Origin of the sequence: Burkholderia cepacia ATCC 25416 (assembly GCF_001411495.1) — a bacterium.
In the GTDB taxonomy this organism is placed as follows: Bacteria; Pseudomonadota; Gammaproteobacteria; order Burkholderiales; family Burkholderiaceae; genus Burkholderia; species Burkholderia cepacia.
This window is the reverse complement of record NZ_CP012981.1, coordinates 2,288,129-2,313,085: the sequence shown is the minus strand read 5'-3', so window position 1 is coordinate 2,313,085 and position 24,957 is coordinate 2,288,129. Positions and strand designations below refer to the sequence as shown.

Genomic DNA, 24,957 nt, shown 5'->3' with positions numbered 1-24,957 from the left:
CTCAGATTGCCTTGCCCGCCAGCGCGCTACCCGACTGCATCGCGTGCAGCAGGCATTCGACGCACACCTTCTCGGGAAACTGCGGCAACGGTGTACTCATTTGATCAGGGCCCACGAAAGCATGCTGCGCGGCATACACGACGAATTTGCCCGGGCAGCCGAACGTGACGTCGCCGCCTTCGATCGTCACATGCGCGCCGCCGCTCACCGCGAGATGCACCGTCTTCTTCGCGGCGATCTCGACATCCGCGCTCGCGGACGCGACCTTCAGGTCGTCGCGCGCACGCAGGCCCAGCACGTCGCGCTGCGCCTGCAGCGTCAGCCCGTCCTTGCCGGAGATCAGGCTCATGCCGACGCCGTCCGCATGGCTCGCGCCGCCCAGCCAGCCGATGCCCTGCCCGCTGTGAATGCGCAGCTGCTGCGCGGCGGCGAGATTGAAGTCGGCACCGCTGCCGAGCGACAGCGTTTCGCCGGCCGCCCATTGGAGCGCCTGCCCGGCGATCGACCCGTGTCCGCCCCGTGCCTCGATCCCGAGCACCGCGTCGCCCGTATGCGGCAGTGCGTTGCCCGTCGATCGCTGCGCGGCATCGGCCGATGCCTGTGCGTAGCCGTTCGCGCCGACCGTCGTTGCGAAGCTCTGCGCGAGCGCGTCAAGCGGCGCGGCCTTGTCGTTCAGCGACGACTGGCCCGCCTGCTCCACGCCGCGCTGCGCGGCGAACGGCAGCGTCCCGTGCGTATCGGCAGTCTTGTCGAACCGGCCGACCAGCGCGGCGTGCCGCGCGAGCAGCGCCTGCAGCGCGGATGCATCGCCCGCCGGCTGTGCGGCGCCGGCAAGCGCATAGCTCGACACCAGCAAGCCGCGCGTCGCACGCATCGCACCGTAGGCGTCCGAGCGCAATTCGACGCCCTGGCCGCGAAAACTGCCGAGATAGTTGTCGGACTGATGACGCAGATGGCCGAGGTTCAGTTGCGTCGCCGCGTGCGTGGTCGCCATCTGCAGGCGCCCCATGCCGTCGGAATCGTCCGCGACCAGTTGGTTGTGACCTTGCCCGTCGAACCCCTGGCTCTTGAAGCCCGACAGCGCGCCGGCGTGATTGTGACGATCCGCGCCGCCGCCGGCGCCGTGCCACGCGGGGCTCAGCCCGCTCGCGAGATTGCCCTGCGCGCTCGGCGCATGGTCGCCCGCCTGCGTGTAGATCGATGCGTCGAGCGGTTTCCCGGCCGCGCCGCCCGGCGAAGGCGACTCACCGCCTTCGCCGCGGCCGTTGAACAGGCCGCCGAGCACGATCGGCCGGTGGATCAGCCCGTGGTGAAACTGCACGAGGACTTCATGGCCGATGCGCGGCACCTGCTGAAGACCGTGTCCGTCGCTCGCGAGCCGTTGAATCGCGCGCGTCGGATAGGTGCCCGTATCGTCTTCCGCCTGCCAGTGGAACCGGACGCGCAAGCGCCCTTGCGCGTCGGCATGCACCGGCCCCGTCGAACCGGGCTGCGGGCTGCCGGTCGGACCGACGACGATCGCCGTCTGCGCGCCCAGCGCCGTCGCAACCGGATTGAGCCGCTGCCCGGTCCCGTCCGCCAGCGTGGGCCGCCAGACTTGCGAGCGCGGCACCGCATCGAACCGGTTCGCGTAACCGCCGGCCTGCGCTTGCCGGAGCACGCGCGGATCGAGCTGCGTCGCCGGCAGCGGCCCGAGTTGCCGCTCGATGGCTTCCATGACGGTCGGCGGGAGATTGTTGATCCCGACGTGCTCGACGTGCGTCAGCAGAAAATCCTCGGGCGCCGCGGCACCGCGCACGGCTTGCCAGCCGGAATCGACGAGCTTCAGCGCACGCCCGGCGCGCGCCGTGCGCAGCGTGCCGTAGCCGGTCCAGAAACATGCGCGCGACACGATCGCGTCGGCCTGGCGCCGCGCCGTGTCTTCCGCGTCGCGCAGGGTGTCGAACGCTTCCGGCCCGACGTCGTCGTAGAGCTCGCGCGTGCCGTTCGGCCGGCCGAGATCCGTGCTCGCGGTGGTCGCGCGGTTCGCGCGGTAGTCGCTGCTGATCAGCGTGACGCGATCGGCCGTCAGCGACAGCGACTGCCCGATCCCGAGGATCACGTCGTCGGCGTCGGTCGCTGTCCCGCTCGAGCGGCGCGGCACCCCGCCGCGTCGCGCCGACGTCTCGTCCTCGGCCAGTTGCGCGCTGTCGTCGAAGACCAGCATCGCATGCCCGGCGGGCGCGTCCTCGTCCTCGACGAAGCAGAACCCGAGGCCGGCCTCGGCCAGCAGATGCTGCACGAATTCGTAGTGTGTATGAGTGCGGTACTGCACGCGGTACGCGACCGGAGCCAGCGCGTCGAGACGCCGGCCCGCATCCGGCGTGAGGCGCCACCGCGCGATCCCGGCGTACGGCGCGAACACCGTGTCGAGCACGTCGGCGAGCGTCTGATTCACGAAGGTTCGCTCGTCACGCGCATGCGTGAGCGCCGCGAGCCACGGCACGATCTGGAGATGGTAGCGAGCGAGACCTGCGTCGTAACCGATGCACTCGGCCTCGGCGACGAGTCCGCTACGCAGCGTCGTCGTGCCGTTCGCGAGCGTGGTGCGAATCGCGACACGCTGCCCGAGCATCGCGTCGAGATCCAGTGCGGGATCCGTCGACAGCGCATCGACGTTCCATTGAAAGAGATCGGAGAGCGATTCGCGACCGGTCCAGCGCTCGATTTGAAATGCAGCAAGCGCGCCGGATCCGTCCAGCGAATACAGGCGATTGAATGCGCCGAATAGAGACGCAAATTCCTTGATGACGCTCATGCGATTCCCGCTCTCTCAGGATTTGACGTTTTTAGGTGCATAGGCTGCGACGAACACGAGACGATGCATGATTGCCTGCATCGCGATCGCCACGCCCAACCGGCAGGAAACACACGGAATTCCCCTGCAGCACTGTCTGGTACGGGCACCTGCCCCGCCATCAGGCGGAACGCACGCCAGTCGGCCGAATGGATGCGCCCCTTTTTCTGAAGCTTACTATTTTAAATTACACAGTCAGACTCCGCTACAGGCAAACACCTGATAAAAAAACGCGAGACCTTGACGTACGGGCTTCACACACGATAATGGCTGCTTTCAGTTCGACAGCTACCTGACTATTCAACCGAATCAGGAAATTATTGCCGAAAGGTAATAAATACCTGATTCAGTCGAAATAGATTCGAAAAGCGTCGTCGATGACATCCGGGATCGGGAAATCCGGATGCAGCGACGACGATCCCGCAAGGAGGCCCATCCGTATGACCCAACCCTTCATCGTCCTTGGCGACAAGCACAGCCATGGCGGCACCGTGACCAGTGCATCCACGCTGTCGTCGGTCGACGGTCGCGGCATCGCTCGCCGCAACGACACGGTGACGTGTCCGGTGCACGGCCCGAATCACATCGTCGACGGCGACGACACGATGATCGTGCAAGGCGAAGGCGTCGCACGCGACGGCTACAAGACGGCCTGCGGCGCCGTGCTGGTCGCGAGCAAAACGGCAGGCAGTGACGGCAACTGACACACGACGTCGGCAAGTCACGGGGGAATCGACGGAAATGATCACGGGGTTGCGCAAAACGGCATTCGTCGCCGCGCTATTCGTCGCGGTGTGGGTCGCCGTGTTCGTCTGGTGGAAGACGACCCGACATGCACCGACCACCAGGGATCTCCTGCTATACGGACTCGTGCTGCCGGCGGCGCTCGCCGTTTGCGTGGCATGGTTGCGTCGGGGGCTCTGCCAGGGCTCGGCACCCGCGGCGGCCGCACCGGCGACGTCGTCCGCGTCGAAGGACGCGACGGCCACGCAGGATGCCGAGTCGCACACGTGGTCTGCCCTGCTGCTCGACAGCAGCGTCCGGCTGCCGACGGGTGCGACGACCGCGGAAATCGATGCGGCGGCCCGGGAAGGGCATCCCGTCGCGCTTCACCCCAAACTGCAACGCCCGGACGGAACAGGCGTATTCGCCAGCACGGTCGATTCGGTGTCGCCCGACCGGTTCGATGCGAGCCTCCTTGCGCCCGGCACGCAGGAAACTCTGCGGGACGAGCACTGGCGCGGGCTGCTGCTGGCCGCCGATGCGCTCGACGAATTGCGCGAGCGGCATGCCGTGCTGTCCGGCGCGGACGCATCGCCGCTCAGGCTCCACCTGCTGATGCCGGACCGCTGGCTACCGGTCGCCGCAACGCTTGCCGCATGGCTCGATGCGCACACGGCACGGGAAGCCGTCGCGCCGGGCATCGTTCGCGCGCAACTGCGCACGGTCGCCGATCCCGTACAAGCGTGGGCGGTCATCGACGAACTGATCCAGGCGTTGCACCTGCAACCGTCCGCCGATCTGCACGTCGTGCTCGCATTCGACTCCACCGCAAGCCAGGATGCCGTCGACGCGCTGGACCGCACGGGCCGGCTCTACGGCCGCGATCGGCCGGACGGCGTAACGCCTGGCGAAGGCGCATGCGCGCTGCTGCTCGGTCATCCCGACGCCCCGCATGCGATGCCCGCGCCGTCGCTCCATCGCATCGCGTCCGCGCGCCGCGCGGGCTCCGCCGATCACGGCAAGGCCGAATCGACGACGCTCGGGCAGCTGCTCACCGCGGCGAGTACACGCTTGTCGATGCTGCATCCCGACCTGACGGCACCCGGATTCGTCACCGACGCCGATCAGCGCGGCAGTCGTCGCACCGAAGTCGTGACGGTCGGCGAACAGACCTGGGGCGACGAGGCCGCCGAGCGCAGCCGCCACCTCGGGCTCGCCAACGGCGCAAGCGGCGCGGCACTCGCGCTGGCGGCGCTGGCGGTCGCCGCCGATCGCGCGACGGAGGAGCGGCAAGCGGTATTCGCGGCATCGGTCAGCGATCCGCTCGCACGCGGCGTGATGCTCGTCACCCCCGCGACGACGGCCGACACAGCCGCTCCCGCGCGGCAATCCGGGACGGCCACCGCATAACCGGACGCAGCGGCCGAATCCATCACCCGCGCCGCACCCAGATCACCTTGCCGTCACGAATGCCGAGGTCGCGTCGCTCCTGGCGATAGTCCATCGTGCCCGGCAGCGATTTGCCGTCGCGCTCGAGCACGCGCCACAGGCAGCCGTCGAGCAGCGCGGCCGCATCGGCCTCGGTTTTTCCGACCAGCGCGTCGTCCGGCGCGGCGTCCGCCTTGCACGCGCTCGCGGCGCCCGACGGTGCGGGGTTCATCACCGCGCCGCCGGCGGTGGCGTTGGGGTGCTTCGTGTTCATGTCCGCACATCCTGCAAAGGTTGCGCTCGCAACGAGTGCAACGAGTATCGCGATCGTGTTCTTCATCGGTTTCTCCCTGTCGCGCCCCGGTGTGCCGTATGCGGCCTTCGTGCACGGCCCGGCGTCGCATGAATGATCGGTGCCGCGCGCCGCCGACCGTTCCTCGACGAAGGCCGGCCGGCGCATGTCGGCGGTGATGCGATACGGTCCGGCCGTGGCGGCGAACCGGGTCGCAAGTCCGGCACGGCGCCGGACCCGCCTGCATGTTACCGCACGCGATTCGCCGCGACGGTTGCAACACCGACGCCCGCACGTACGGCATGCGCGCGCCGGCAACTCACTCAGAACTTGTAGGTCACGCCCGCGATGCCGTAATAGTTGCTGCGCGACTGGACGATCGGACTGTCACCGTAGCGACCAAGCAAGCGCGTCACGCCCCCCGTCGCGAGCACCGACCAGTGCTGAGACAGCGTCCAGTTCCACGCGACCGCCATCGACGCGCTGTCGATCCCGCCGCTCGTCGAATACGGCCGGAACCGGCTCGTCATCGACTGTGCATCGGTCACGCCGTAGAACGTCTGCGTGTAGCGCCCCGAGCCCGCGTGCACGGTTCCCGTCACGATGATCTCGTGCTGCGAGGTCTTGAACACGGGCACCGCGAGATCCACGTGCCCCGACACGCCGCGCGACGTGTGCGTCACCGGGGTGTCGATCGTGACGCTCAGCTCCGCCGCGTTGAAGAGCGTCACGCCCGCGCGCACGCCCACCAGCACCGAGCCCGGAATCCGGCCCATGCCCTTCAGGTAGTCGGAGCCCGGCATGTCGAAGCGGTTCTCGTCCGCGCGGCCCGCGTCGTAGCTCACGGCCGCCGACAGGAACACACCGTGCGGCAGGTCGAGCCGGTAGCCGGCGCCCTCGGTGCTGTCGATGAAGAAGCCGTTACCGAACTTCGCGGAAAGCCCCGGCGCAACGACGCCGCGGTACTGGTTGCTGCCCGGGTAGCGCGGTGCGAAACCACCGCCAAGCGACAGCGAATACTGGTTTTCCGCGTGGGCGGCGGCGGCGAGGGTCAGGCCGGCGAGCGGCATGCAATAGCGGTAGCGGCGAAGTATTGGGCGCACAATATTGAGATAGAAGTGACGGAGCCCGCAGTCTAGGTGCCGCCCTGCGCCGAGACTGTCCTGAATCTTCGGAGAATCTGTGCTCAATTGTGTTTGATTGTTCGAGATTGTCGTACCGCTCCCCCGGCGTTCGGTGCGCCGGATAGAATCTGCGGGCCGCGCCGCACCCCGGCTTGCCACGGCGTGAGATGGCGCGCGCATCCTGAGGAGACCATGAACGAAGATCCGCTCAAATACCGCGTGCTGCTGATCGAGGACGACGACCGCCTCGCGCAGCTCGTTCGCGAATACCTCGACAGCTATGAATTCGCGGTGACGGTCGTCCGGCGCGGCGACCTCGCCGTCGCGGCGGTGCGCGAGCACCAGCCGGCCCTCGTGATACTCGACCTGATGCTGCCGAACCTCGACGGGATGGAAGTCTGCCGGCGCATCCGCGCGTTCACCAACGTCCCCGTGCTGATCCTGACCGCGCGCCTGGACGTCTACGACCAGGTCGCGGGCCTCGAGACGGGCGCCGACGACTACGTGACGAAGCCGATCGAGCCGCGCGTGCTGGTCGCGCGCGCCCGCGCGCTGCTGCGCCGTGCGCAGCCGGCCGCCGCCGACACGCCCGTGGCCGCACCCGAAGCGCTCGTGTTCGGCGAGCTGGCGATCTCGCCGCCGAACCGCACCGTGACCTGGCGCGGCGAGCCGGTCGACCTCAAGACTGCCGAGTTCAACCTGCTGCTGATTCTCGCGCGCGCGGCCGGCACCGTGCTGAGCCGCGACGACATCCTGAAGCAGCTGCGCGGGATCGAGTTCGACGGACTCGACCGCTCGGTCGATTCCGGCATCTCGAAGCTGCGCCGCCGCTTCGAGGATGCGTCGTCGGAGCCGCACAAGATCAAGACGATCTGGGGCCGCGGCTACCTGTTCAGCCCTTCCGCGTGGGACGAATAAATGCTGCGCCCGTTGATCAGGCTGTACCTCGTCGTGATCCTGTTCGTCGCCGCGTCGATCATCTTCGTCCAGCTGTCGTTCGACCGGATCTTCTACGATCGCACCGCGCAGGCGGAGCGGGAGTCGTTGACGACCTACGCGTTCGTGCTCAACGATTACCTCGAACGCCACCCGGGCGAGCAGCGCAAGTTCGCGCTGCGCGAGCTCGCGAAACACGGCAACGAAAGGTTCGACTTCATGCCGATGGCCACCGCCCGCGCGCAATTGAGCGGCGAGCCGCTGCGCGATCTCGACGCCGGCCGAATCTCGATCAGCTACGACCACAAGGATTACTACATGCCGCTTGCAGATGGTTCGGTACTGCATGCGCGGCCGATCGAAGCATTCAGCCTCGACATCAAGATCTATGCATACATGCTGCTCGCGCTCAGCGCACTGCTCGCGGTGGTGCTGTGGGTTCACTATCACTGGCGCGACCTGCGCAAGCTGCAGGACGCCGCACGCGCATTCGGCGCCGGCACGCTGTCGACGCGCGTGAAGCTGTCGGGCAAGTCGAACATCGACGAACTGTCGCAACAGTTCAACGACATGGCCGAGCGCATCGAGGCATCGATCAAGCAGCAGCGCGAAATGATGCACGGCATCTCGCACGAACTGAAGACGCCGCTCGCGCGGCTCGAGTTCGGGCTCGCGCTGCTCGCCGAGCCCGGTGAAACGGGCCGGATGCGCGAACGCCGCGACGCGCTGCGCCGCGACGTGCGCGAACTCGACGAGCTCGTCACCGAGCTGCTGACGATCGGCCGGCTCGAACAGGGCGCGAGCCAGCTCGCGCCGATGGAAGTCGTCGTCGACGCGTTGATCGACAGCGTCGCCGGCAACGTCTCGAACGATGTCGCCGATCGCGGCATCTCGCTCGACGTATCGACGCTCGGTGCTCCCGCGACCCACGTGTGCGACCCGAAGCTGGTTGCCCGCGCGTTGCTGAACCTGATCCGCAACGGCGCGCGCTATGCATCGCGCACCGTGCTGCTCGCCGCCGCCAGCGACGCGTCCGGCGCGCTCGTGCTGAGCGTCGACGACGACGGCCCCGGCATTCCGGCCGCCGAACGCGCCCGCGTGTTCGAACCGTTCCAGCGGCTCGACTCCAGCCGCGACCGGCAAACCGGCGGCTTCGGGCTCGGGCTCGCGATCGTGAGGCGCGTCGCGCAGGTGCACGGCGGCGACGTGCGGCTCGAGGATTCACCGCTCGGCGGCGCACGCTTCGTGATCACGCTGCCCGTGCGAACGCTGCCGGACAACCTGTTCGACGTGCCGGATACCCTCGCGCGGGGCGACGCATTCGGCCGCGGCACAAGGATGGCCATCCCGCGGCAATGACGCGCGCCGCAAGCGCCCTCGCCTGAGCGCCCGCCGCCGGTGCACACGCGTTGCTCAGCGGCGGCGCAACAGCGCGACGAAGAACAGGCTGCCGAACATCGCGGTCACGATCCCGATCGGCAGATCCTCCGGCGCCGCGAGCGTGCGGGCGGCCACATCGGCCCACACGAGCAGGATCGCGCCGGTCAGCGCGGCAACCGGCAGCAGCCTGCCGTGCTCGGCACCGACGACGCGGCGGCACAGATGCGGCGTCACGAGCCCGACGAAGCCGATCGCCCCGCTCACCGCCACCATCGCACCGGTCGCGAACGACGCGACGACGAACACCTCGCGCCGCATCCGCGCGCTCGGCACCCCGAGCGCGGCCGCGGCCACGTCGCCCGACATCAGCGCATTCAGTTCGCGCCGGCGCGCGTACAGCGCGCCGCCGGCAAGCACCGCGCATGCGGCCGGCACCGGCAGCAGATCCCAGCGCGCGAGCCCGACGCCGCCGAGCATCCAGAACAGCACCGACGACGCGGCGCGCTGATCGCCGAGATACAGCAGCAGGTTGCCGAACGCGGCCATCATGAACGACACCGATACGCCCGCGAGCAGCAGCCGGTCCGATTCGAGCCGGCCGCGCCGGTAAGCGAGCGCGATGACGCAGGCCGTCGCCGCAAGCGCGCCCGCGAAGGCGGCAGCCGACAGCGTGAACGGGCCGAGTGCCGCGCCGGCCAGCACGGTGACCGCGACGGCGCCGAGCATCGCGCCCGCGCTCACGCCGAGCAGGTGCGGATCGGCCAGGCGGTTCGCGGTCGCCGCCTGCAACGCGACGCCCACCGCTGCCAGCGTCGCGCCGACGATCGCGGCGAGCAACGCGCGCGGCATCCGGATCAGCCAGACGATGCTGTCGTCGCCCGCCCCCGCCGCGAACGCGCCGGCCTCGCCGAACGCCGGCACGATGTGCGCGGCGACGATCCGCACCGCCGCCGGCATCGCGATCGGCGCCGGACCGAACGCGGCCGATACGACGATCGACACGACCAGCAGCAGCGCCAGCGCCGGAAGCACCGTGCGCATGCCGGGCCGCGACGCACGCACGTGCCCGCTCATCGCGCCGGCCCGGCGAACGCGGCCGGATACAGCGCGCGGGCCAGCGTCTCGACGGCCGCGACGTTCTCGGGGCCCGGGGTCGCCGCATCGTAGGGAATCACGACGAAGCGCCGATCGCGAATGGCGGTCACGCGCGCGAGCGACGGCTGGCTCAGCAGGAACTGCTGCTTCTGCGCGGCCGTCACGGCCGAATAGTCGACGATCACGATCACCTGCGGATCGCGCGCGACCACGCTTTCCCAGCTCACCTGCGTCCAGCTGCGCGGCAGGTCGGCCATCACGTTGCGCGCCCCGGCCGCCGTCAGCAGCGCGGTCGGCATCGCGAGCGCGCCGGCCGTCATCGGCTTGTCGGTGCCGCTGTCGTAGACGAACACGCGCAGCGACTCCGGACGCCCGATCGCGCGCGACACCGCCGCGAGACGCGCGCGCATCGCAGCCACGACCTGCGCGGCGCGCGCGTCGACACCGAAGATCCGGCCGAGATTGTTCAGGTCGCGGAACACGTCGTCGAACGACGCGGCCGTCTGCTTCATCACATGCGAGCACGATTCGGTCAGCTCGTACGTCCGGATGCCGAACGGCGCGAGGGTCGCCGGCGTCACCGCGCCGCCGACATGCATCCCGTAGTTCCAGCCCGCGAGATAGAAGTCGGCACGCGCGGCCGCCAGCACCTCGAGCGACGGATACTGGCTCGCCAGTTCGGGCACGCCGCGCAGCGCGTCGCGCACGCGCGCGGTGCCCGTCTTCCAGCCGCCGATGCCGGTGTAGCCGACGAGCCGGTCCTTCAGGCCGAGCACGAGCATCATCTCGGTCAGGTTCACGTCGTTGCTCACCGCGCGCGTCGGCGCGCGGTCGAACGTCACGTCGCGATCGCAACTGCGCACGGTGACGGGATAGGCGCCCGCATGCGCGGCCGCGCAGCCGAGCAGGATCGCGGCAACCAGCCGGCGGAATGCGGACGACGACGCAGACTGCAACGCGGAGGGCAGGACAGGAAACGGCATGGCGGTCATTCCGGATGAAGCGGCGTGATGCGCGGCCGGCTCGTGACCGGATGGCGATCGACGAGCGCGACGACGCCGAACACGTCGCGCAGCAGCGCTTCGGTCAGCACGTCGGCCGGCGCGCCCGATGCGACGACCCTGCCGTGCGCGAGCACGTGGAGCCGGTCACAATACGCGGCCGCGAGATTGAGATCGTGAATCGTGGCGAGCGTCGCGATGCCGAGGCGCCGCACGCGCGCGAGCAGTTCGAGCTGATGGCGCAGGTCGAGATGATTGGTCGGTTCGTCGAGCAGCAGCAGTTCGGGCTGCTGCGCGAGCGCACGAGCCAGCAGCGCGCGTTGCTTCTCGCCGCCCGACAGCGACGCGAAGCGCTGTGCGCGGCGCTCGACGAGGCCGACGTCGTGCAGTGCGGATTCGACGATCCGGCGATCGTCCGCCGTCTCCGCGTCGAACGGCCGCTTGTGCGGCGTGCGCCCCATGCCGACCAGTTCGTCGACCGTCAGCCCGAAATCGTCGGGCGTCTCCTGCTGCAGCACCGCGATGCGCTGTGCGACCGCGCGCGGCCGCATGCGCCACACGTCCTGCGCGTCGAGCGCGACACGGCCCGCATCGGGCCGCGCGTAACGGAACACGCAGCGCAGCAGGCTCGTCTTGCCGCTGCCGTTCGGGCCGACCAGCCCGACGAACTCGCCGTCGGCCACGCTCAGCGTCACCGAATCGAGCACGGCGATCGCGCCGCCGGGAGACCAGCTCACGCGTTCGATGTCGAGCATGTGCGCCACGGGAGGCTCGCCGCGCCGCACTAGAAGCGCATCGTCGCGACGAGCTCCGCCGAGCGCGACGGGCCGAGCAGCCATTGCTCGCCAGCGTTCGACGTCGTCACCGCGTACGTGCGGTTCGCGAGATTGCGCAGGTACAGCGCGAGCTCGGTGCGCGACGTCGGCTGCCAGCGCAGCGACGCATCGAACACCGTGTACGACGGCACCTGTATGCGGTTCGCGTCGTCGCCGTACGTCGCGCCGACGTAACGCATGCCCGCATTCGCCTGCCAGCGCTCGGCAAACGCCCAGCCGAGCCACAGGTTCGCCGTCTGCTGCGGGACGTTGGCCGGCGCATTGCCGGCGCGCGACACCGTCGCGCTGCCGACCTTCTCGTTGAACTCGTCATAGCGAGCGCGCAGCAGCGCGACGTTCGCGTCGACCGTCCAGCCGTGCGGCAGCCGCGCGCCGCCCGTCAGCTCGATGCCGCGCGACGATTGCCGGCCGACCTGCCGGCGCAGCGCGGGATTGAACGGATCAGTGCTGAGCAGGTTGCGCTTCGTGATGTCGTATACCGCGAAGGTCCAGTAGGCGCGGCCGTCGACCAGCGTCTGCTTGACGCCGGCCTCCCACTGTTCGCCGGTGGCGAGCCGGTAGTTCGCCTGCGACACGGACAGCGTCAACAGCGAGCCGAGGCCCTCCGCGCCTGTCGTGTACTGCGCATAGGCGCTGAGCGTCGGCGCGACTTCGAACACGAAGCCCGTGCGCCAGCCGACGTTCGCGAAGCGCTTGTCGAAGCCGGCGCCGCTCGCCGCCTGCTCGCGACTGAACGCGATGTGGTCGTAGCGCAGGCCGCTCACCCACGCGAGCCACGGCAGCACGTCGAGCCGGTTCTCGGCGAACACCGCCGCCTGCCGTGCCCGCGTGCTGAACTGCGGCACCGTCGGGTCGGGGCTCGTGAACACGCCGGGATCGAAACCGTGCGCGGGCACCGTCGATTCGCCACCATACGGCGAATTGTTGGTACCACTGAACGTGACCTGGCTGAATTCCGTGCCGACGACGAAGCGGTTCGCGCGGCCGAACAGCGTACCGTCGAAGCGTGCGCTCAGCCGATCGCCGATCTGCCGCTGGTGATGGCCAATGTCCAGATAGTCGCCGCGCGTGACGAGACCCGTCGCGGTGTCGAGCGCATACGATTCGGCATTGCGCCAGTGGCGGTTCGACGTCAGGTAGTAGAGCTGGTTGTCGATCGTCACGCCGGCCGTCGGCCGGTAGCGGGCCGACAGGCGCGTCCACTGGTCGTAGTAGGCAATCGTCGCATCGCCGACGTTGTAGTTGAGCTTGCGCAGCGACGGATCGAGCACGCCGTTCGGTGCCGGCACGCCATGGTAGGTCGCCGGCATCTGCCGACCGTAGTCGAAGTCGAGCGTCAGCGTGAGCTTCGGGCTCACATCGAACTTCAACGCGCCGCCGACGGCCGTCGTATGCGTATCGGCCCGCTCGGCGAGGCCGTTCGCGCGTGCATCGCTCGCGTAGAAGCGATACGACAGCCTCGGGCCGAGCGCGCCCGTCGTATCGAACGCAAAGCGCTTCGCGCCGTCGGGGCCGACGCCGGCCTGCAGCGTCGTCTCGCGCGTGCGCTGCGGCCGCTTCGGCACCACGTTGACGACGCCGCCGATCGCCCCCTCGCCATACAGCACCGACGCCGGGCCGCGCAGCACCTCGATGCGCTCGACCGACCACGTGTCGAACGGGAAGGTGATCGTGCCGGCCGCCGGCATCAGCCGCACGCCGTCGAGCAGCGTCATCACCGATTCCTGCCCGCTGAAGCCGCGCACGCTCAATGCGGTGCCGCCGGTGCCGGGCGCCATCGCGCTCGCGAACCCCGCGGTGCGCGTCACCGCGTCGAGCACCGTGCGATCGCCGCGTGCCTCGATCGTGCCGGCCGTGACCGACTCGACGCTTGCCGGCGTATCGAGACTTGCCAGCCCGAGCCGCGAGCCCGTTTCGAGCGGTTGCGTCAGCGGGTCGGCCGGTGCGGATCGCGCGCTGACGTTGATCGCCGGCAGCGCATGGCGGTCGTCGGGTGCAGGTGCGGCCGCTTCCGCGGCAAGCGCGGCGGACGTCGCCATCGCGCACCCCACCCAGGTTGCGCAACCATACGCGGCACGCGAGCGCCATCCCCCGTCGTGCCGGCGCGAGCCGGCGTGCAGCCGCGCGTCGCGCGCCCGCATGTGTTTCGTCTTCGTCACTTCGTATCGGTCTTCGTGTGGTGTCGTCGCACGTGGCTTGCCCAACAGCGTCGGACGGCCGTCGATCCAAACGTCGGATGATACGTTATATCAATTTATCCCGTCAGGGTTTTGTCAGGATTCGTGGACCAGCACGCCCGGCCTATGGCTGAACCCGTGACGGGTCGCCTCTACAGCATCACTGGATAAATCGGCCGGTACGCCGGCTCACGTGTCGCCGACACGACCGCGTCGGCCGCCGCGAAGCCAGTCCGCCCGATGCATGTCGCTTTCGACGCCGCGATGCAAACGCAATCGCAAAAGCGCACCGGCTCTCGTCGACCTGCCGCTCGCGAATATGCGACAACCGTCGCGTTGCATGACGTCCCGGTCGCACAGGGGAAACGGCTGTCGGCCGATGCGCTGTTCGCATTCGATCGTGGCGTCCTGGCCGATATCCTGGCCGGCGGTCGCGCCGACATCCGCTCGATCGCGGCCACGCTGAGCGCCACGCGCCTCCGTCGGGATTGCGACTTCGGCACACGCAGACGACCGCTACGACCCGCCGCCGTGCCCATGACGCGCGCCGCGACCGGCCGGCGCAACGTCGCCGCCTAGATCGGAAAACTGAACTGCACCCACAGCTTGTCGCCCTGCGGCCGGTTGCGCACCGCGAACTCGTGCTGGTATTTCACGACCACGCCCGACGCCGGCCCCCACATGTAACGCAGCTGCGGGCCGATCGCGACCGACTGCCCGCGAAAACCGTCCGACGCGACCTTGATGCCGTCCCGCGTATCGTCGGTGAACTGCTTCAGGAACGTGCCCTGCACGCCGACCTGCACGCGCCGGTCGATCGAATAGCCGACCAGGTAATCGAGCACGGCCACCGCACCCGAGTGGTACCGCGTCGCATGGTTCGGCGAATTCAGCTCCAGCAGCGTGGTCGTCGAGATCTCCCAGTCGCGGCCCGGAAACCAGGTCGTGCTGACGTATGGCAGGAACGCATACGTGTTCAATCCCGTGTTCGCGATCCGGTTCGCCGCATACGCGCCGCTCGGCACCGCGAACGACGGCGAGAAGAACGCGAAGAAGGTCTTCGATGCGTTCGCGTAGTTGATCATGAACGGCTCGAGGATCACGTCACCGAGCGACGTGCGGTTTCCCGTACCGCCCGGCGTCGACAGATGCAGGTGCACGATCGGTACGATCGCGCTGCTCGACAGCGAGAACGGCCCGAACGTCGCGCCCCAGGTATGGACCACGCGCGGCGTTTCCGCGACGACGCTCAGGTGAAACCCCGGCACCGCGCTGCCGCCGTCCGGCCCGGCAAACCGGTTCGATACCGAGTACAGCGCGTAGTTGAAGTACTGCGTGTTGCCGGGCGGCGGAAGCAGCCCGTTCAGCACGGTGTTGACGCCGAACGGATAGCTGATCTGCCCGTTCTCCGTGGCCGACGCCGGAACCTGCATGGCGCCGGCGATCAGGAATGCCAAGGGTACCCGTCGCAAGGTGAATTTCATGTCGTCTCCAGACCGGATTGTTATCGTGTCATCGCGGGCCGGGCATCGCAGGCCCGGGGAGACGCAATGTAAAGCGCACGACAGCGGCGAAAAAGACGACCTTCAGGAGAACAGTTCTTCGTTACACGGAGAAATGCGCGGCGGCGCGGCGACGGCCCGCGATCAGCGGCCGACCTCCTTCCATTTGCGCGCGAGCCCGAGGCGTTCGAAACGCTCGATCAGGAACTCGGTGAAGACGCGGATCTTCGCCGGCTGGTGACGGCGGCTCTGGTACGCGATGTTGACGGTGAGCGCCGGCAGTTGCCAATCGGTGAGCACCGGCACCAGCTTTCCCGCGACGATATCCTCGTGGATGATGTAGAGCGGCTGGATCAGGATGCCGAGCCCGGCAAGCGCCGCCGCGCGGATCACCTGCCCTTCGTTCGCATCGAGCACGCTCCTGATCGTGACCGACTGCTTCTTCGCGCCGCGGCGGAAATGCAGCACGTACGGATCGTTCGCGAGGTTGTAGACCAGCAACCGGTGGTCGCACAGCGCATCGGGCGTCGCCGGCGCGCCGTGCTTCGCCAGATACCCGGGCGACGCGGCCAGCACGCGCCGTGTCTCGGCGAGCTTGCGCACGGTGATGCCCGAATCCGCTTCATGCTCGCGCGTGCGGATCGCCACGTCGATGCCCGCCTCGATGAAATCCGGGTAGCGGTTCGCCGCGATGATCTGCACGTTCAGGTTCGGGTAGCGCCGGTGAAACTCCGGTAACGCCGGCGCGATATAGATCGACGCGAACGATACGGAAGCGGTCACGCGCAGCGTGCCGGCCGGATTGACGCTCGTTTCGTTGACCGCCGCATCGGCCTCCGACAGCTCCGTCAGGATCGCGACGCAGCGCCGATGGTATTCGTGCCCCGCGTCGGTCAGCCACAGGCGGCGCGTGGTCCGCTCGACGAGCCGCGCCCCCAGCCGTTCTTCCAGCGCATTCAGGCAGCGGCTCGCCGCCGCGCTCGACATGCCGAGCCGCTCGGCGGCCTTCGACAGGCTCCCCAGCTCGGCGACCTGCACGAAAAATTCGATCTGCGTCCACTTGTCCATGCGTTGGATTCTTCCACTTGGCGGAGAACAAAACTCCTCCAAACCATCTTTTTTACGATCCGGGGAGGAATTAATGTTACGTCAACGCGCCATCCAACGACATCAGGAGACAACCCCATGCGCAATCTCAACGAAGACACCATCACGCAGGCCGTGATCGCATCGCTCTCCGGCTGTCGCGACGAGCGGCTGCGCACGGTCATGACCAGTCTCGTCCAGCACCTGCATTCGTTTGCGCGGGAGACCCGACTCACCGAGGCCGAATGGCAGGCCGCGATCGGCTTCCTGACCGCGGTCGGGCACATCACCGACGACAAGCGCCAGGAATTCATCCTGCTTTCCGACGTGCTCGGGCTGTCGACCCTCGTCACCGCGCAGAACCATGCGAAACCGGCCGGCTGCACGGAGGCGACCGTATTCGGCCCGTTCTATGTCGACGGCAGCCCCGAGTTCGCGATGTTCGACGACATCGCGAACGGCGCATGCGGCGAGCCCTGTTTCGTATCCGGCCACGTGCGCGGCATCGACGGCATGCCGGTCGCGCACGCGTCGCTGGAAGTCTGGCAAGCCGACGAGGACGGGCACTACGACGTCCAGCTTCCGGCCGACGACGGTTCGGTCACGCACCGCGCGCGCGGCCGGCTGCGCACCGGCGCCGACGGCCGTTACGCGTTCCGCTCGATCCTCGCCGAACCGTATCCGATTCCGCACGACGGCCCCGTCGGCGCCATGCTCGACGCGCTCGGCCGTCATCCGTGGCGCCCCGCGCACCTGCATTTCATGATCGCGGCGCGCGGTTACGAAACGCTGATCACGCACGTGTTTCGCGACGGCGACCGTTATCTCGACTCCGACGCGGTATTCGGCGTACGGTCGACGCTCGTCGCCGACTGGGTGCGGCACGCGCCCGGCATCGCGCCGGACGGTTCGCGCATGGACACGCCGTTCTACACGCTCGATTACGACTTCGTGCTCAATCCCGCCGGGCGCGGCGCATGATCCGGCACGTCGTGATGTGGAACGTCGCAGGCGAAACCGACGGCGAACGCGCGGCGGCACGCGCCAGCGTGAAGCGTGCATTCGAAAGCCTGCGCGGCCGGATTCCGGGCATGACGCACCTCGAGGTCGGCGCGGATTTCAGCGCGGCCGATTACGCGTGCGACCTGATTCTCGTCGCCGAATTCGAGTCGCGAGAAGCGCTCGACGGATACGCGACGCATCCTGAACACGCACGCGTACGCGACTCACTGGCCGGCCTGCGCATCGCGCGCCACCAGGTCGACTATGCAATGGAGTGACGACGACATGAATTTCATTTACCAGGCACGCCCCGCACGCGTGATCTTCGGCGCAGGCAGCCTCGACCATCTCGAACGCGAAGTGCTGGAACTGGGCGCGCAGCGTGCGCTCGTGCTCTGCACGCCGGAGCAGCGCGACCTCGCACAACCCATCGTCGAGCGGCTCGGCGCGCGCGCGGCCGGGTTGTACGATCGCGCGACGATGCACGTGCCGATCGAAATCGCCCGCGATGCGCAGGCGTTCGCCCGGTCGTGCGGTGCGGACTGCGCGATCGCGATCGGCGGCGGCTCGACGATCGGCCTCGGCAAGGCGATCGCGCTCGAAAGCAGCCTGCCTATCCTCGCCATCCCGACGACGTATGCGGGCAGCGAGATGACCCCGATCTACGGCCTGACGGAAGGCGGCATCAAGCGCACGGGCTCCGACGCGCGCGTCCTGCCGAAAACGGTGATCTACGATCCCGCGCTCACCGTCACGCTGCCCGTCGAGCTGTCCGTGACGAGCGGCCTCAATGCGATCGCGCACGCAGCGGAAGGCCTCTACGCGAACAACGCGAACCCGGTGATGAGCCTCGTCGCCGAAGAAGGGATTCGCGCGCTGGCGCGCGGCCTGCCCGGCGCGCGCCGCAACACCGCCGATCTCGGCGCACGCAGCGACGCGCTTTACGGCGCATGGCTGTGCGGGATGGTGCTCGGCAATGTCGGCATGGCGCTGCATCACAAGCTCTGTCATACGCTCGGCGGCAGCTTCAACCTGCCGCACGCGCCGACCCATACGGTCGTGCTGCCGCATGCGCTCGCGTACAACGCGGCGCATGCGCCGGACGCGATGCAGCGCATCGCCCGCGCGATCGGCACGAACGACGCGGCGCGCGGCCTCTACGCACTGGCGCTCGACAACGGCGCGCCCGTCTCGTTGAAGGCGATCGGCATGCAGGAAGCCGACCTCGATCGCGCGGCCGATCTCGCGGCCGCCAATCCGTACTGGAACCCTCGCCCGATCGAACGCGACGGCCTGCGCGCGCTGCTGCAGGACGCGTTCGACGGCAACCTGCCCGGCTCGACCGCGCGCTGAATCGAACACACGACAAACCAACAAATACCACCATCATGGAGACACCCCACATGAATACCGAATCGAGCGCGCACGGCGACAGCACCGCCGAACACTGCGACGTCGCGATCGTCGGCTACGGCCCGACCGGCCTCGTCGCAGCATCGATGCTGGGCCGCGCCGGCCATCGCGTGATCGTCCTCGAACGCTGGCCGACGCCCTACGGCCTGCCGCGCCTCACGCACATCGACGGCGAAACCGCGCGCATCGTGCAGGCCAGTGCAGACGTCGATCACGCGCTGCGCAACGCGAAGGCCGTCGACACCTACCACTACTGCGACGCGAACGGCGACCTGCTGCTCGAACTGAACTGGACCGGCCGCGCATGCGGCTATCCCGCGCACATCTCGATCTATCAGCCCGACATCGAGGACGCGATCGATGCGCGCGCCAGCGCCTTCAGGAACGTGACGATCCTGCGCGGCTGGGAAGTCGACGCACTGCGGCAGGACGACGACGGCGTGACGCTGACCGCGCATCCGTCCCGCTACGGCCAGGACGCGCAATGGACCGACAGGCCGCGCGTCATTCGCGCGCGCTACGTGATCGGCGCCGACGGCGCGAACAGCCTCGTGCGCCGCACGCTCGGCATCGAACGCTCCGATTTCGGCTGCAACGAACGCTGGCTCAATCTCGATTCGGAAAACAAGCGCGATCTCGGCGACGGCTGCGCGCGCACGACGATCTACTGCGATCCGGCGCGCGCGTACATGCACATGCCGATCGGCACGAAGCGCACGCGTTTCGAGCTGCGCGTGCTGCCGAACGAATCGACGGCCGAATGGGAAACGGAAGAAGCCGGCTGGAAGTGGCTCAACGACCACTACGGCTACGGCCCGGACGACCTGACGCTGCTGCGGCACGTCGTCTACACGTTCGAGACGCGCATGGCCGAACGCTGGCGCGCCGGCCGCGTGCTGCTCGCGGGAGATGCGGCGCACACGATGATGCCGTACATGGGACAAGGCGCGTGCTCCGGCATGCGCGACGGCATCAACCTCGCGTGGAAGCTCGACCTGGTGCTGACCGGGCGCGCGTCCGCCGACCTGCTCGACACCTATGAAGCCGAGCGCCGCCCGCACGTGACGGCGATCACGCAGATGTCGCTGTTTCTCGGGCAGGTCGTCAACGAGGACGATCCGCGCAAGGTCGCCGAGCGCGACGCGGCGTTCCGCTCCGGCAACATGCCGCCGATGCCGCCGTTCCCGAAGCTCGGCCACGGCATCGTGCACGCGCAAGCCGACGGCACGCTGCTGCCGACGACGGGTGCACCGGCCCCGCAAGGCCGCGCACGGCGCGGCGCGGCCGAGGGCCGTTTCGACGACGTGGTCGGCCAGGGTTTCCAGCTCGTCACGCGCGAGCACCCTGCCCGCCATCTCGACGACGCGCAGCGCGCATTCCTCGCGCAGCTCGGCTGTCACGTGGCCGTGCTGGCCGACGACGTGTGCGCGCCGGATGCCGTGGTCGATCTCGACGGCGAGCAGCACGCGTTCATGCACGCGCACGGCATCGCCGCGTATATCAAGCGGCCCGATTTCATCGTGTTCGGTTCGGTGACGGACCTGCGCGATCTCGGCGCGCTCGTCGACGCGCTGCGCGCCGCACTGCACTGGTCTGCCGTTTCGAGCGAGCCTGCCGCGGCTTCGGCAGCCGTCACCCACGCATCGTGAAGGAGGCCGACGCATGACGACCGAACTGTCACCGTTCGCGCTGTCGCTGCAGCGCGCGATGCCCGTCACGCGCCTGCTCGATTGCGGGATGGACTACGCGGACGCAACCGCGCTGCACGCCCGCACGTCCAACGTCGAACCGTGGGACGTCGCGGCCGAAGCGCTGGCCGACGCGCAGCTCGCGCGCGCCGCGCAGGCGGCGGATGCCGGCCACCTGGTCACGGCCGCCGACGCGCAGGCGATGGCCATCGCGAACCTGCTGTTCGCGCAGATGGCGTTCAACCACGACGTGCCGCGCAAGCGCGCGCTCTACGCACGGCTCGTCGACGCGTCGCACGACCTCGCGCGCTGGTCCGACAAGCGCATCGAACGCGTCGAAGTGCCGTTCGGCGATGCGCGCCTGATCGGCTGGCTGGTGCGGCCGCCGGCGGAGCGCGTACGCGGCACCGTGATCGTGTTCGGCGGCCAGAGCGGCTGGGGCTTCGCGTACTGGCCGATCGCGCGCGCACTCGCGGCACGCGGCCTCGCCACGCTGCTCGCCGAGGGGCCGGGCCAGGGCGAGACGCGGCTCGAACAGCGGATCTTCGTCGACGTCGACATGAGCGCCGCCTATCGGCGCTTCGTCGATCACGTCGCCGATCGTGTGTCCGGGCCGATCGGTATCTGGGGGAACAGCATCGGCGGGTTGTGGGCGGCGTCGACTGCCGCGAGTGACCGACGGATCGCGGCCTGTTGCGTGAACGGCGCGCTCGCGGCGCCGACGCTGCTGCCGTTCCGCACGTTCGTCGAGCAGGCCGCGGCGATGCTCGGCAACGACGATCCCGATGCCGTGGCGGCGAACTTCGCGCGGATGCGTTTCTCGTCCGAACGCGACCGTATCGCGTGTCCGCTGCTGGTGCTGCACGGCGGTGAAGATCCGCTGATCCGGATCGACGATCAACAGCCGTTTCTCGATGCCGCGACGTCCGGCGATGCGACGCTCAAGGTCTGGCCGGACGGCGAGCACACGATCTACAACCACGCGTCCGAGCGCACCGCGCTCGTCTGCGACTGGTTCGCCGAGCGGCTGGCGCGAGCGGCAGCTGTGTGAACACGCACGCGGTGCCAGCCGTGCCGACGATCGACACCGCGCGTGGCATCCGGCATGACGACGTCGCACCGCCGCCTGCCGCGACGCCGTCGATTTCCACGTGCGTGAAGCCGTACTTCGCCATCCGCTCACGACGGCCGGCCGAACCGGGACACGCGCGCAGTTGCGCGGTCATCGTCCGCTTCAACCGCCAACCTTGAACGCCGGCAACTGCTGCCCGAGCCGCGCACCCATTTCCGTACCGAGCGCCTGCAGCGCATTGAACGGCCGGACCATCACTTCGAATTCCACGATCCGCCCTTCGTCGTCGAAGCGGATCATGTCGATCCCCTTCAGCGCCTTGTCGCCGACGCTCGCGCTGAATTCCAGCACCACGCTCAGGCCGTCGTCGGTGACGAACTGGCGGTAATAGACGAAATTCTCGAGGATCGTGATCACCGTGCGCAGCGCCATCAACAGCGCGGGCGCCGGCCCGTACGGCTTGAACGCCATCGGCGAACGGAACACCGCATCCGGGTGAACGATCGATTCGAGCGCACTGAAATCCTTGTTGTCGATCATCGCGTGCCACACGTCGAGCGATTTCGCGACGGCGGGATGAACTTGCAGCGGTGAGTGTGTCATCAGAAGTCTCCTGACTCATCGGACGGAAAAGAAACGAATCGGCGTCAAAGCGTCGCGGCCAGCGTCGTGCCCTGGTGAATCGCACGCTTCGCATCGAGTTCGGCGGCCTCGTACGCGCCGCCGATCAGATGCACGCGGCATCCGGCGGCCTGCAGTTGTTCCGCCAGTTCGCGCGACGGCTCCTGCCCCGCGCAGATCACCACGTTGTCCACCGGCAGCGTCTGTTCGACGCCGTCGATCGTCACGTGCAATCCTTCATCGTCGATGCGACGGTACGTCACCGCCGACGACATGCCGACGCCGCGCGCCTTCAGCGCCGTGCGGTGGATCCACCCGGTGGTCTTGCCGAGCCCGTCGCCGATCTTCGATGCCTTGCGCTGCAGCAGATGCACCTGCCGCGCGGCCGGCTCGGGTTGCGCACGGCCCAGCCCGCCGGCACCCGCATACGATCGATCGACGCCCCATTCGTTGAAGAACCGGTCCGCGTCCACCTGTTCGCCGCCATCGCGATGAACCAGATATTCCGCGACGTCGAAACCGATGCCGCCGGCGCCGACGATCGCGACGCTGCGGCCCACGGCCTTGTCGTCGCGCAGCACGTCGAGATAACCGAGCGTCTTCGGATGCCCGATGCCGTCGATCGGCGGCGTGCGCGGCACGATGCCCGTCGCGATCACCACCTCGTCGAATTCACCCTGCAGCAGCATCTCGGCGCTCGCGCGCGTATTGACATGCAGCGTGATGCCGCGCAACTCGATCTGCCTGCGGAAGTAACGCAGCGTTTCGTTGAACTCCTCCTTGCCGGGCACCTTCTTCGCGATGTTGAACTGGCCGCCGATCTCGGCCCCCGCTTCGTACAGCGTCACCGCGTGACCGCGCTCGGCCGCCGTGACCGCGAAACCGAGGCCCGCCGGACCGGCGCCGACCACCGCGATGCGCTTGCGCTGCCGTGCGGGGCGGATCACCAGCTCGGTTTCGTGGCAGGCGCGCGGATTCACGAGGCAGGACGTGATCCTGCCGCTGAACGTATGGTCGAGGCACGCCTGATTGCAGCCGATGCACGTGTTGATTTCGTCCGCGCGCCCTTCCCGCGCCTTGCGCACGAATTCGGCGTCGGCGAGGAATGGCCGCGCCATCGACACCATGTCGCAATAGCCGTCGGCGAGCAGCTGTTCGGCGACTTCCGGCGTGTTGATCCGGTTGGTCGCCACGAGCGGGATGCCGACCTTGCCCATCAATTGCCGCGTGACCCATGCGTACGCGGCGCGCGGCACCTTGGTCGCGATGGTCGGAATGCGCGCCTCGTGCCAGCCGATGCCGGTATTGAGGATCGTCGCACCGGCCGCCTCGATCGCCTGCGCGAGCCGGATCACCTCGTCGAGCGTCGAGCCGCCTTCGACGAGATCGAGCATCGACAGCCGGTAGATGACGATGAAGTTCTTGCCCACCCGCTCGCGCACGCGCCGCACGATCTCGACCGCGAAACGGATGCGATTCTCGTAGGCGCCGCCCCACGCGTCGTCGCGGTGGTTCGTGCGCGCGGCAATGAACTCGTTGATCAGGTAGCCCTCGGACCCCATGATCTCGACACCGTCGTAGCCCGCATGCTGCGCAAGCGCCGCGCATCGTACGAAATCGGCGATCGTCTCGTCGACTTCGTCGCCACTCAACGCATGCGGCGTGAACCGGTTGATCGGCGCTTTCAGCGCACTGGGTGCGGCGAGCGCCGGGTGATATGCGTAGCGCCCGAAATGGAGGATCTGCAGCGCGATCCTGCCGCCCTCCGCATGCACCGCGCGCGTCACGACGCGATGGCGTTCGGCTTCCGCTTCGGTCGTCAGCATTGCGCCGCCCGGCGCCGGGCGGCCGCGTTCGTTCGGCGCGAAGCCACCCGTGACGATCAGGCCGGCCTCGCCTCGCGCGCGCTCCGCATAGAACGCCGCCATTCGCTCGAATCCGTGCGGTGCCTCCTCGAGACCGACGTGCATCGACCCCATCAGGACGCGGTTCCTGAGCGACGTGAAGCCCAGTTCGAGCGGGGTCGTCAAATGCGGATAGCGGGATGCCATCGAGTGCCTCCATTTTTATGCAACAAGTTGCACAGATGGTAGTTCACCGCGTTCGTTTGCGCAACAAGTTGCATAAACGTGGCCCGTGGCTTGTACTGTGGCCCCGATATGGCAAGATGCGGTTCATTCCGGTGCCTCCTCCGATCCGACATGTCCCTGCCTCACGCACTCCTCACCGCGCTCGCCGAACGTCCCGGTTCGGGGTCCGAGCTCGCCGACCGCTTCGATCGCTCAATCGGCTATTTCTGGCAGGCCACGCACCAGCAGATCTACCGCGAACTGGGGCGCCTCGAGGAAACGGGCTGGATCGAATCGCTGCCCGCCGAATCGGGGCGCGGCCGCAAGCGCGCGTACCGGATCCTGCCGGCCGGCAAAAAGGAACTGCGGCGCTGGATCGCCGAACCGGAAGATCCGACGCCGCTGCGCGAAGCGTTGATGGTGCGCCTGCGCGCGGAAGCGGTGCTCGGGCCGGCCGGCCTCGAGGACGAAATCAGGCGGCGCATCGCGCTTCACCAGGAAAAGCTCGACCTGTATCTGCAGATCGAGGCGCGCGATTTTTCGACGCCCGATGATTCACGCACGAAGCGCCTGCAGCATCTGGTGCTGCAGGCCGGCATTGCGAACGAGCGGTTCTGGGTCGAGTTTTCGCAGCATGCGCTCGACACGCTGCGCCTGCCGAAGGACTGAACCGGGT

The 24,957-nt window shown here is 68.3% G+C and carries 22 protein-coding genes; 11 read left to right on the top strand and 11 right to left on the bottom strand.

Annotated features, from left to right (window positions below):
* Position 1: 1 nt before the first annotated feature.
* Positions 2-2,797, bottom strand: a complete 2,796-nt coding sequence (locus APZ15_RS10535; RefSeq protein ID WP_027787819.1) for a type VI secretion system Vgr family protein — start codon at positions 2,795-2,797, stop codon at positions 2-4.
* 479 nt (positions 2,798-3,276) lie between these two features.
* On the opposite strand from APZ15_RS10535, the gene APZ15_RS10530 reads away from it, so the two are divergent.
* Together APZ15_RS10530 and APZ15_RS10525 are read left to right on the top strand one after the other, a co-directional pair.
* Positions 3,277-3,540: a PAAR domain-containing protein gene (locus APZ15_RS10530; protein WP_027787820.1), complete on the top strand. Its 264-nt coding sequence runs from the start codon at positions 3,277-3,279 to the stop codon at positions 3,538-3,540.
* A gap of 37 nt (positions 3,541-3,577) precedes the next feature.
* On the top strand, positions 3,578-4,969 hold the full coding sequence (locus APZ15_RS10525; RefSeq protein ID WP_027787821.1) for a hypothetical protein: 1,392 nt from the start codon (positions 3,578-3,580) through the stop codon (positions 4,967-4,969).
* Positions 4,970-4,991: 22 nt separating this feature from the next.
* On the opposite strand, the gene APZ15_RS10520 is transcribed toward APZ15_RS10525, so the two are convergent.
* Positions 4,992-5,327, bottom strand: a complete 336-nt coding sequence (locus APZ15_RS10520; RefSeq protein WP_027787822.1) for a hypothetical protein — start codon at positions 5,325-5,327, stop codon at positions 4,992-4,994.
* A 275-nt stretch (positions 5,328-5,602) separates the two neighbouring features.
* Positions 5,603-6,349 carry a MipA/OmpV family protein gene (locus APZ15_RS10515; protein WP_027787823.1) on the bottom strand — a complete coding sequence of 249 codons (747 nt, stop codon included), beginning with the start codon at positions 6,347-6,349 and terminating at the stop codon, positions 5,603-5,605.
* 246 nt (positions 6,350-6,595) lie between these two features.
* Between APZ15_RS10515 and APZ15_RS10510 the strand changes: the two genes are divergently transcribed.
* A complete protein-coding gene (locus APZ15_RS10510) occupies positions 6,596-7,321 on the top strand; it encodes a response regulator (RefSeq protein ID WP_027787824.1) in 726 nt (241 codons plus the stop codon).
* Positions 7,322-8,698 (top strand): ATP-binding protein, encoded by a 1,377-nt coding sequence (locus APZ15_RS10505; protein WP_027787825.1) that lies wholly within the window; start codon positions 7,322-7,324, stop codon positions 8,696-8,698.
* Positions 8,699-8,752: 54 nt separating this feature from the next.
* Here APZ15_RS10505 and APZ15_RS10500 read toward each other — a convergent pair whose 3' ends face one another.
* Genes APZ15_RS10500 through APZ15_RS10485 form a run of 4 tightly spaced genes read right to left on the bottom strand, consistent with a single transcriptional unit; the run spans position 8,753 to position 13,690 of the window.
* Entirely contained in the window at positions 8,753-9,793 is a 1,041-nt protein-coding gene (locus APZ15_RS10500; RefSeq protein ID WP_027787826.1) for a FecCD family ABC transporter permease, read from the bottom strand.
* Positions 9,790-10,806: an ABC transporter substrate-binding protein gene (locus APZ15_RS10495; RefSeq protein WP_027787827.1), complete on the bottom strand. Its 1,017-nt coding sequence runs from the start codon at positions 10,804-10,806 to the stop codon at positions 9,790-9,792. The genes APZ15_RS10500 and APZ15_RS10495 overlap by 4 nt, the downstream gene beginning before the upstream one ends.
* A complete protein-coding gene (locus APZ15_RS10490; protein WP_027787828.1) occupies positions 10,803-11,579 on the bottom strand; it encodes an ABC transporter ATP-binding protein in 777 nt (258 codons plus the stop codon). The genes APZ15_RS10495 and APZ15_RS10490 overlap by 4 nt, the downstream gene beginning before the upstream one ends.
* Positions 11,580-11,599: 20 nt before the next feature.
* Complete coding sequence (locus APZ15_RS10485; RefSeq protein WP_027787829.1) at positions 11,600-13,690, bottom strand: TonB-dependent receptor; 2,091 nt, start codon at positions 13,688-13,690, stop codon at positions 11,600-11,602.
* A 378-nt stretch (positions 13,691-14,068) separates the two neighbouring features.
* On the opposite strand from APZ15_RS10485, the gene APZ15_RS10480 reads away from it, so the two are divergent.
* Entirely contained in the window at positions 14,069-14,407 is a 339-nt protein-coding gene (locus APZ15_RS10480) for a hypothetical protein (RefSeq protein WP_027787830.1), read from the top strand.
* Here APZ15_RS10480 and APZ15_RS10475 read toward each other — a convergent pair.
* Positions 14,404-15,312, bottom strand: coding sequence for a SphA family protein (locus tag APZ15_RS10475; RefSeq protein ID WP_027787831.1), 909 nt, complete (start codon positions 15,310-15,312; stop codon positions 14,404-14,406). The genes APZ15_RS10480 and APZ15_RS10475 overlap by 4 nt on opposite strands.
* Before the next feature lie 162 nt (positions 15,313-15,474).
* Positions 15,475-16,398 (bottom strand): LysR family transcriptional regulator, encoded by a 924-nt coding sequence (locus tag APZ15_RS10470; RefSeq protein ID WP_027787832.1) that lies wholly within the window; start codon positions 16,396-16,398, stop codon positions 15,475-15,477.
* A gap of 117 nt (positions 16,399-16,515) precedes the next feature.
* Here APZ15_RS10470 and APZ15_RS10465 point away from each other — a divergent pair, with 117 nt between their 5' ends.
* Genes APZ15_RS10465 through APZ15_RS10445 form a run of 5 tightly spaced genes read left to right on the top strand, consistent with a single transcriptional unit; the run spans position 16,516 to position 21,570 of the window.
* A complete protein-coding gene (locus APZ15_RS10465) occupies positions 16,516-17,397 on the top strand; it encodes an intradiol ring-cleavage dioxygenase (protein ID WP_027787833.1) in 882 nt (293 codons plus the stop codon).
* Positions 17,394-17,696: a Dabb family protein gene (locus APZ15_RS10460; RefSeq protein WP_027787834.1), complete on the top strand. Its 303-nt coding sequence runs from the start codon at positions 17,394-17,396 to the stop codon at positions 17,694-17,696. Before APZ15_RS10465 ends, APZ15_RS10460 begins: the two co-directional genes overlap by 4 nt.
* Before the next feature lie 7 nt (positions 17,697-17,703).
* Positions 17,704-18,771 (top strand): maleylacetate reductase, encoded by a 1,068-nt coding sequence (locus tag APZ15_RS10455; RefSeq protein ID WP_027787835.1) that lies wholly within the window; start codon positions 17,704-17,706, stop codon positions 18,769-18,771.
* A 50-nt stretch (positions 18,772-18,821) separates the two neighbouring features.
* Positions 18,822-20,480, top strand: coding sequence for a bifunctional 3-(3-hydroxy-phenyl)propionate/3-hydroxycinnamic acid hydroxylase MhpA (gene mhpA, locus APZ15_RS10450; protein ID WP_027787836.1), 1,659 nt, complete (start codon positions 18,822-18,824; stop codon positions 20,478-20,480).
* A gap of 13 nt (positions 20,481-20,493) precedes the next feature.
* Positions 20,494-21,570, top strand: coding sequence for an alpha/beta hydrolase (locus tag APZ15_RS10445; protein WP_027787837.1), 1,077 nt, complete (start codon positions 20,494-20,496; stop codon positions 21,568-21,570).
* A gap of 183 nt (positions 21,571-21,753) precedes the next feature.
* Here APZ15_RS10445 and APZ15_RS10435 read toward each other — a convergent pair whose 3' ends face one another.
* Together APZ15_RS10435 and APZ15_RS10430 are read right to left on the bottom strand one after the other, a co-directional pair.
* A complete protein-coding gene (locus APZ15_RS10435; RefSeq protein ID WP_027787839.1) occupies positions 21,754-22,194 on the bottom strand; it encodes a nuclear transport factor 2 family protein in 441 nt (146 codons plus the stop codon).
* 44 nt (positions 22,195-22,238) lie between these two features.
* Positions 22,239-24,263: an oxidoreductase gene (locus APZ15_RS10430; protein WP_027787840.1), complete on the bottom strand. Its 2,025-nt coding sequence runs from the start codon at positions 24,261-24,263 to the stop codon at positions 22,239-22,241.
* 150 nt (positions 24,264-24,413) lie between these two features.
* Here APZ15_RS10430 and APZ15_RS10425 point away from each other — a divergent pair, with 150 nt between their 5' ends.
* A complete protein-coding gene (locus APZ15_RS10425; protein ID WP_021157238.1) occupies positions 24,414-24,950 on the top strand; it encodes a PadR family transcriptional regulator in 537 nt (178 codons plus the stop codon).
* Positions 24,951-24,957 lie beyond the last annotated feature (7 nt).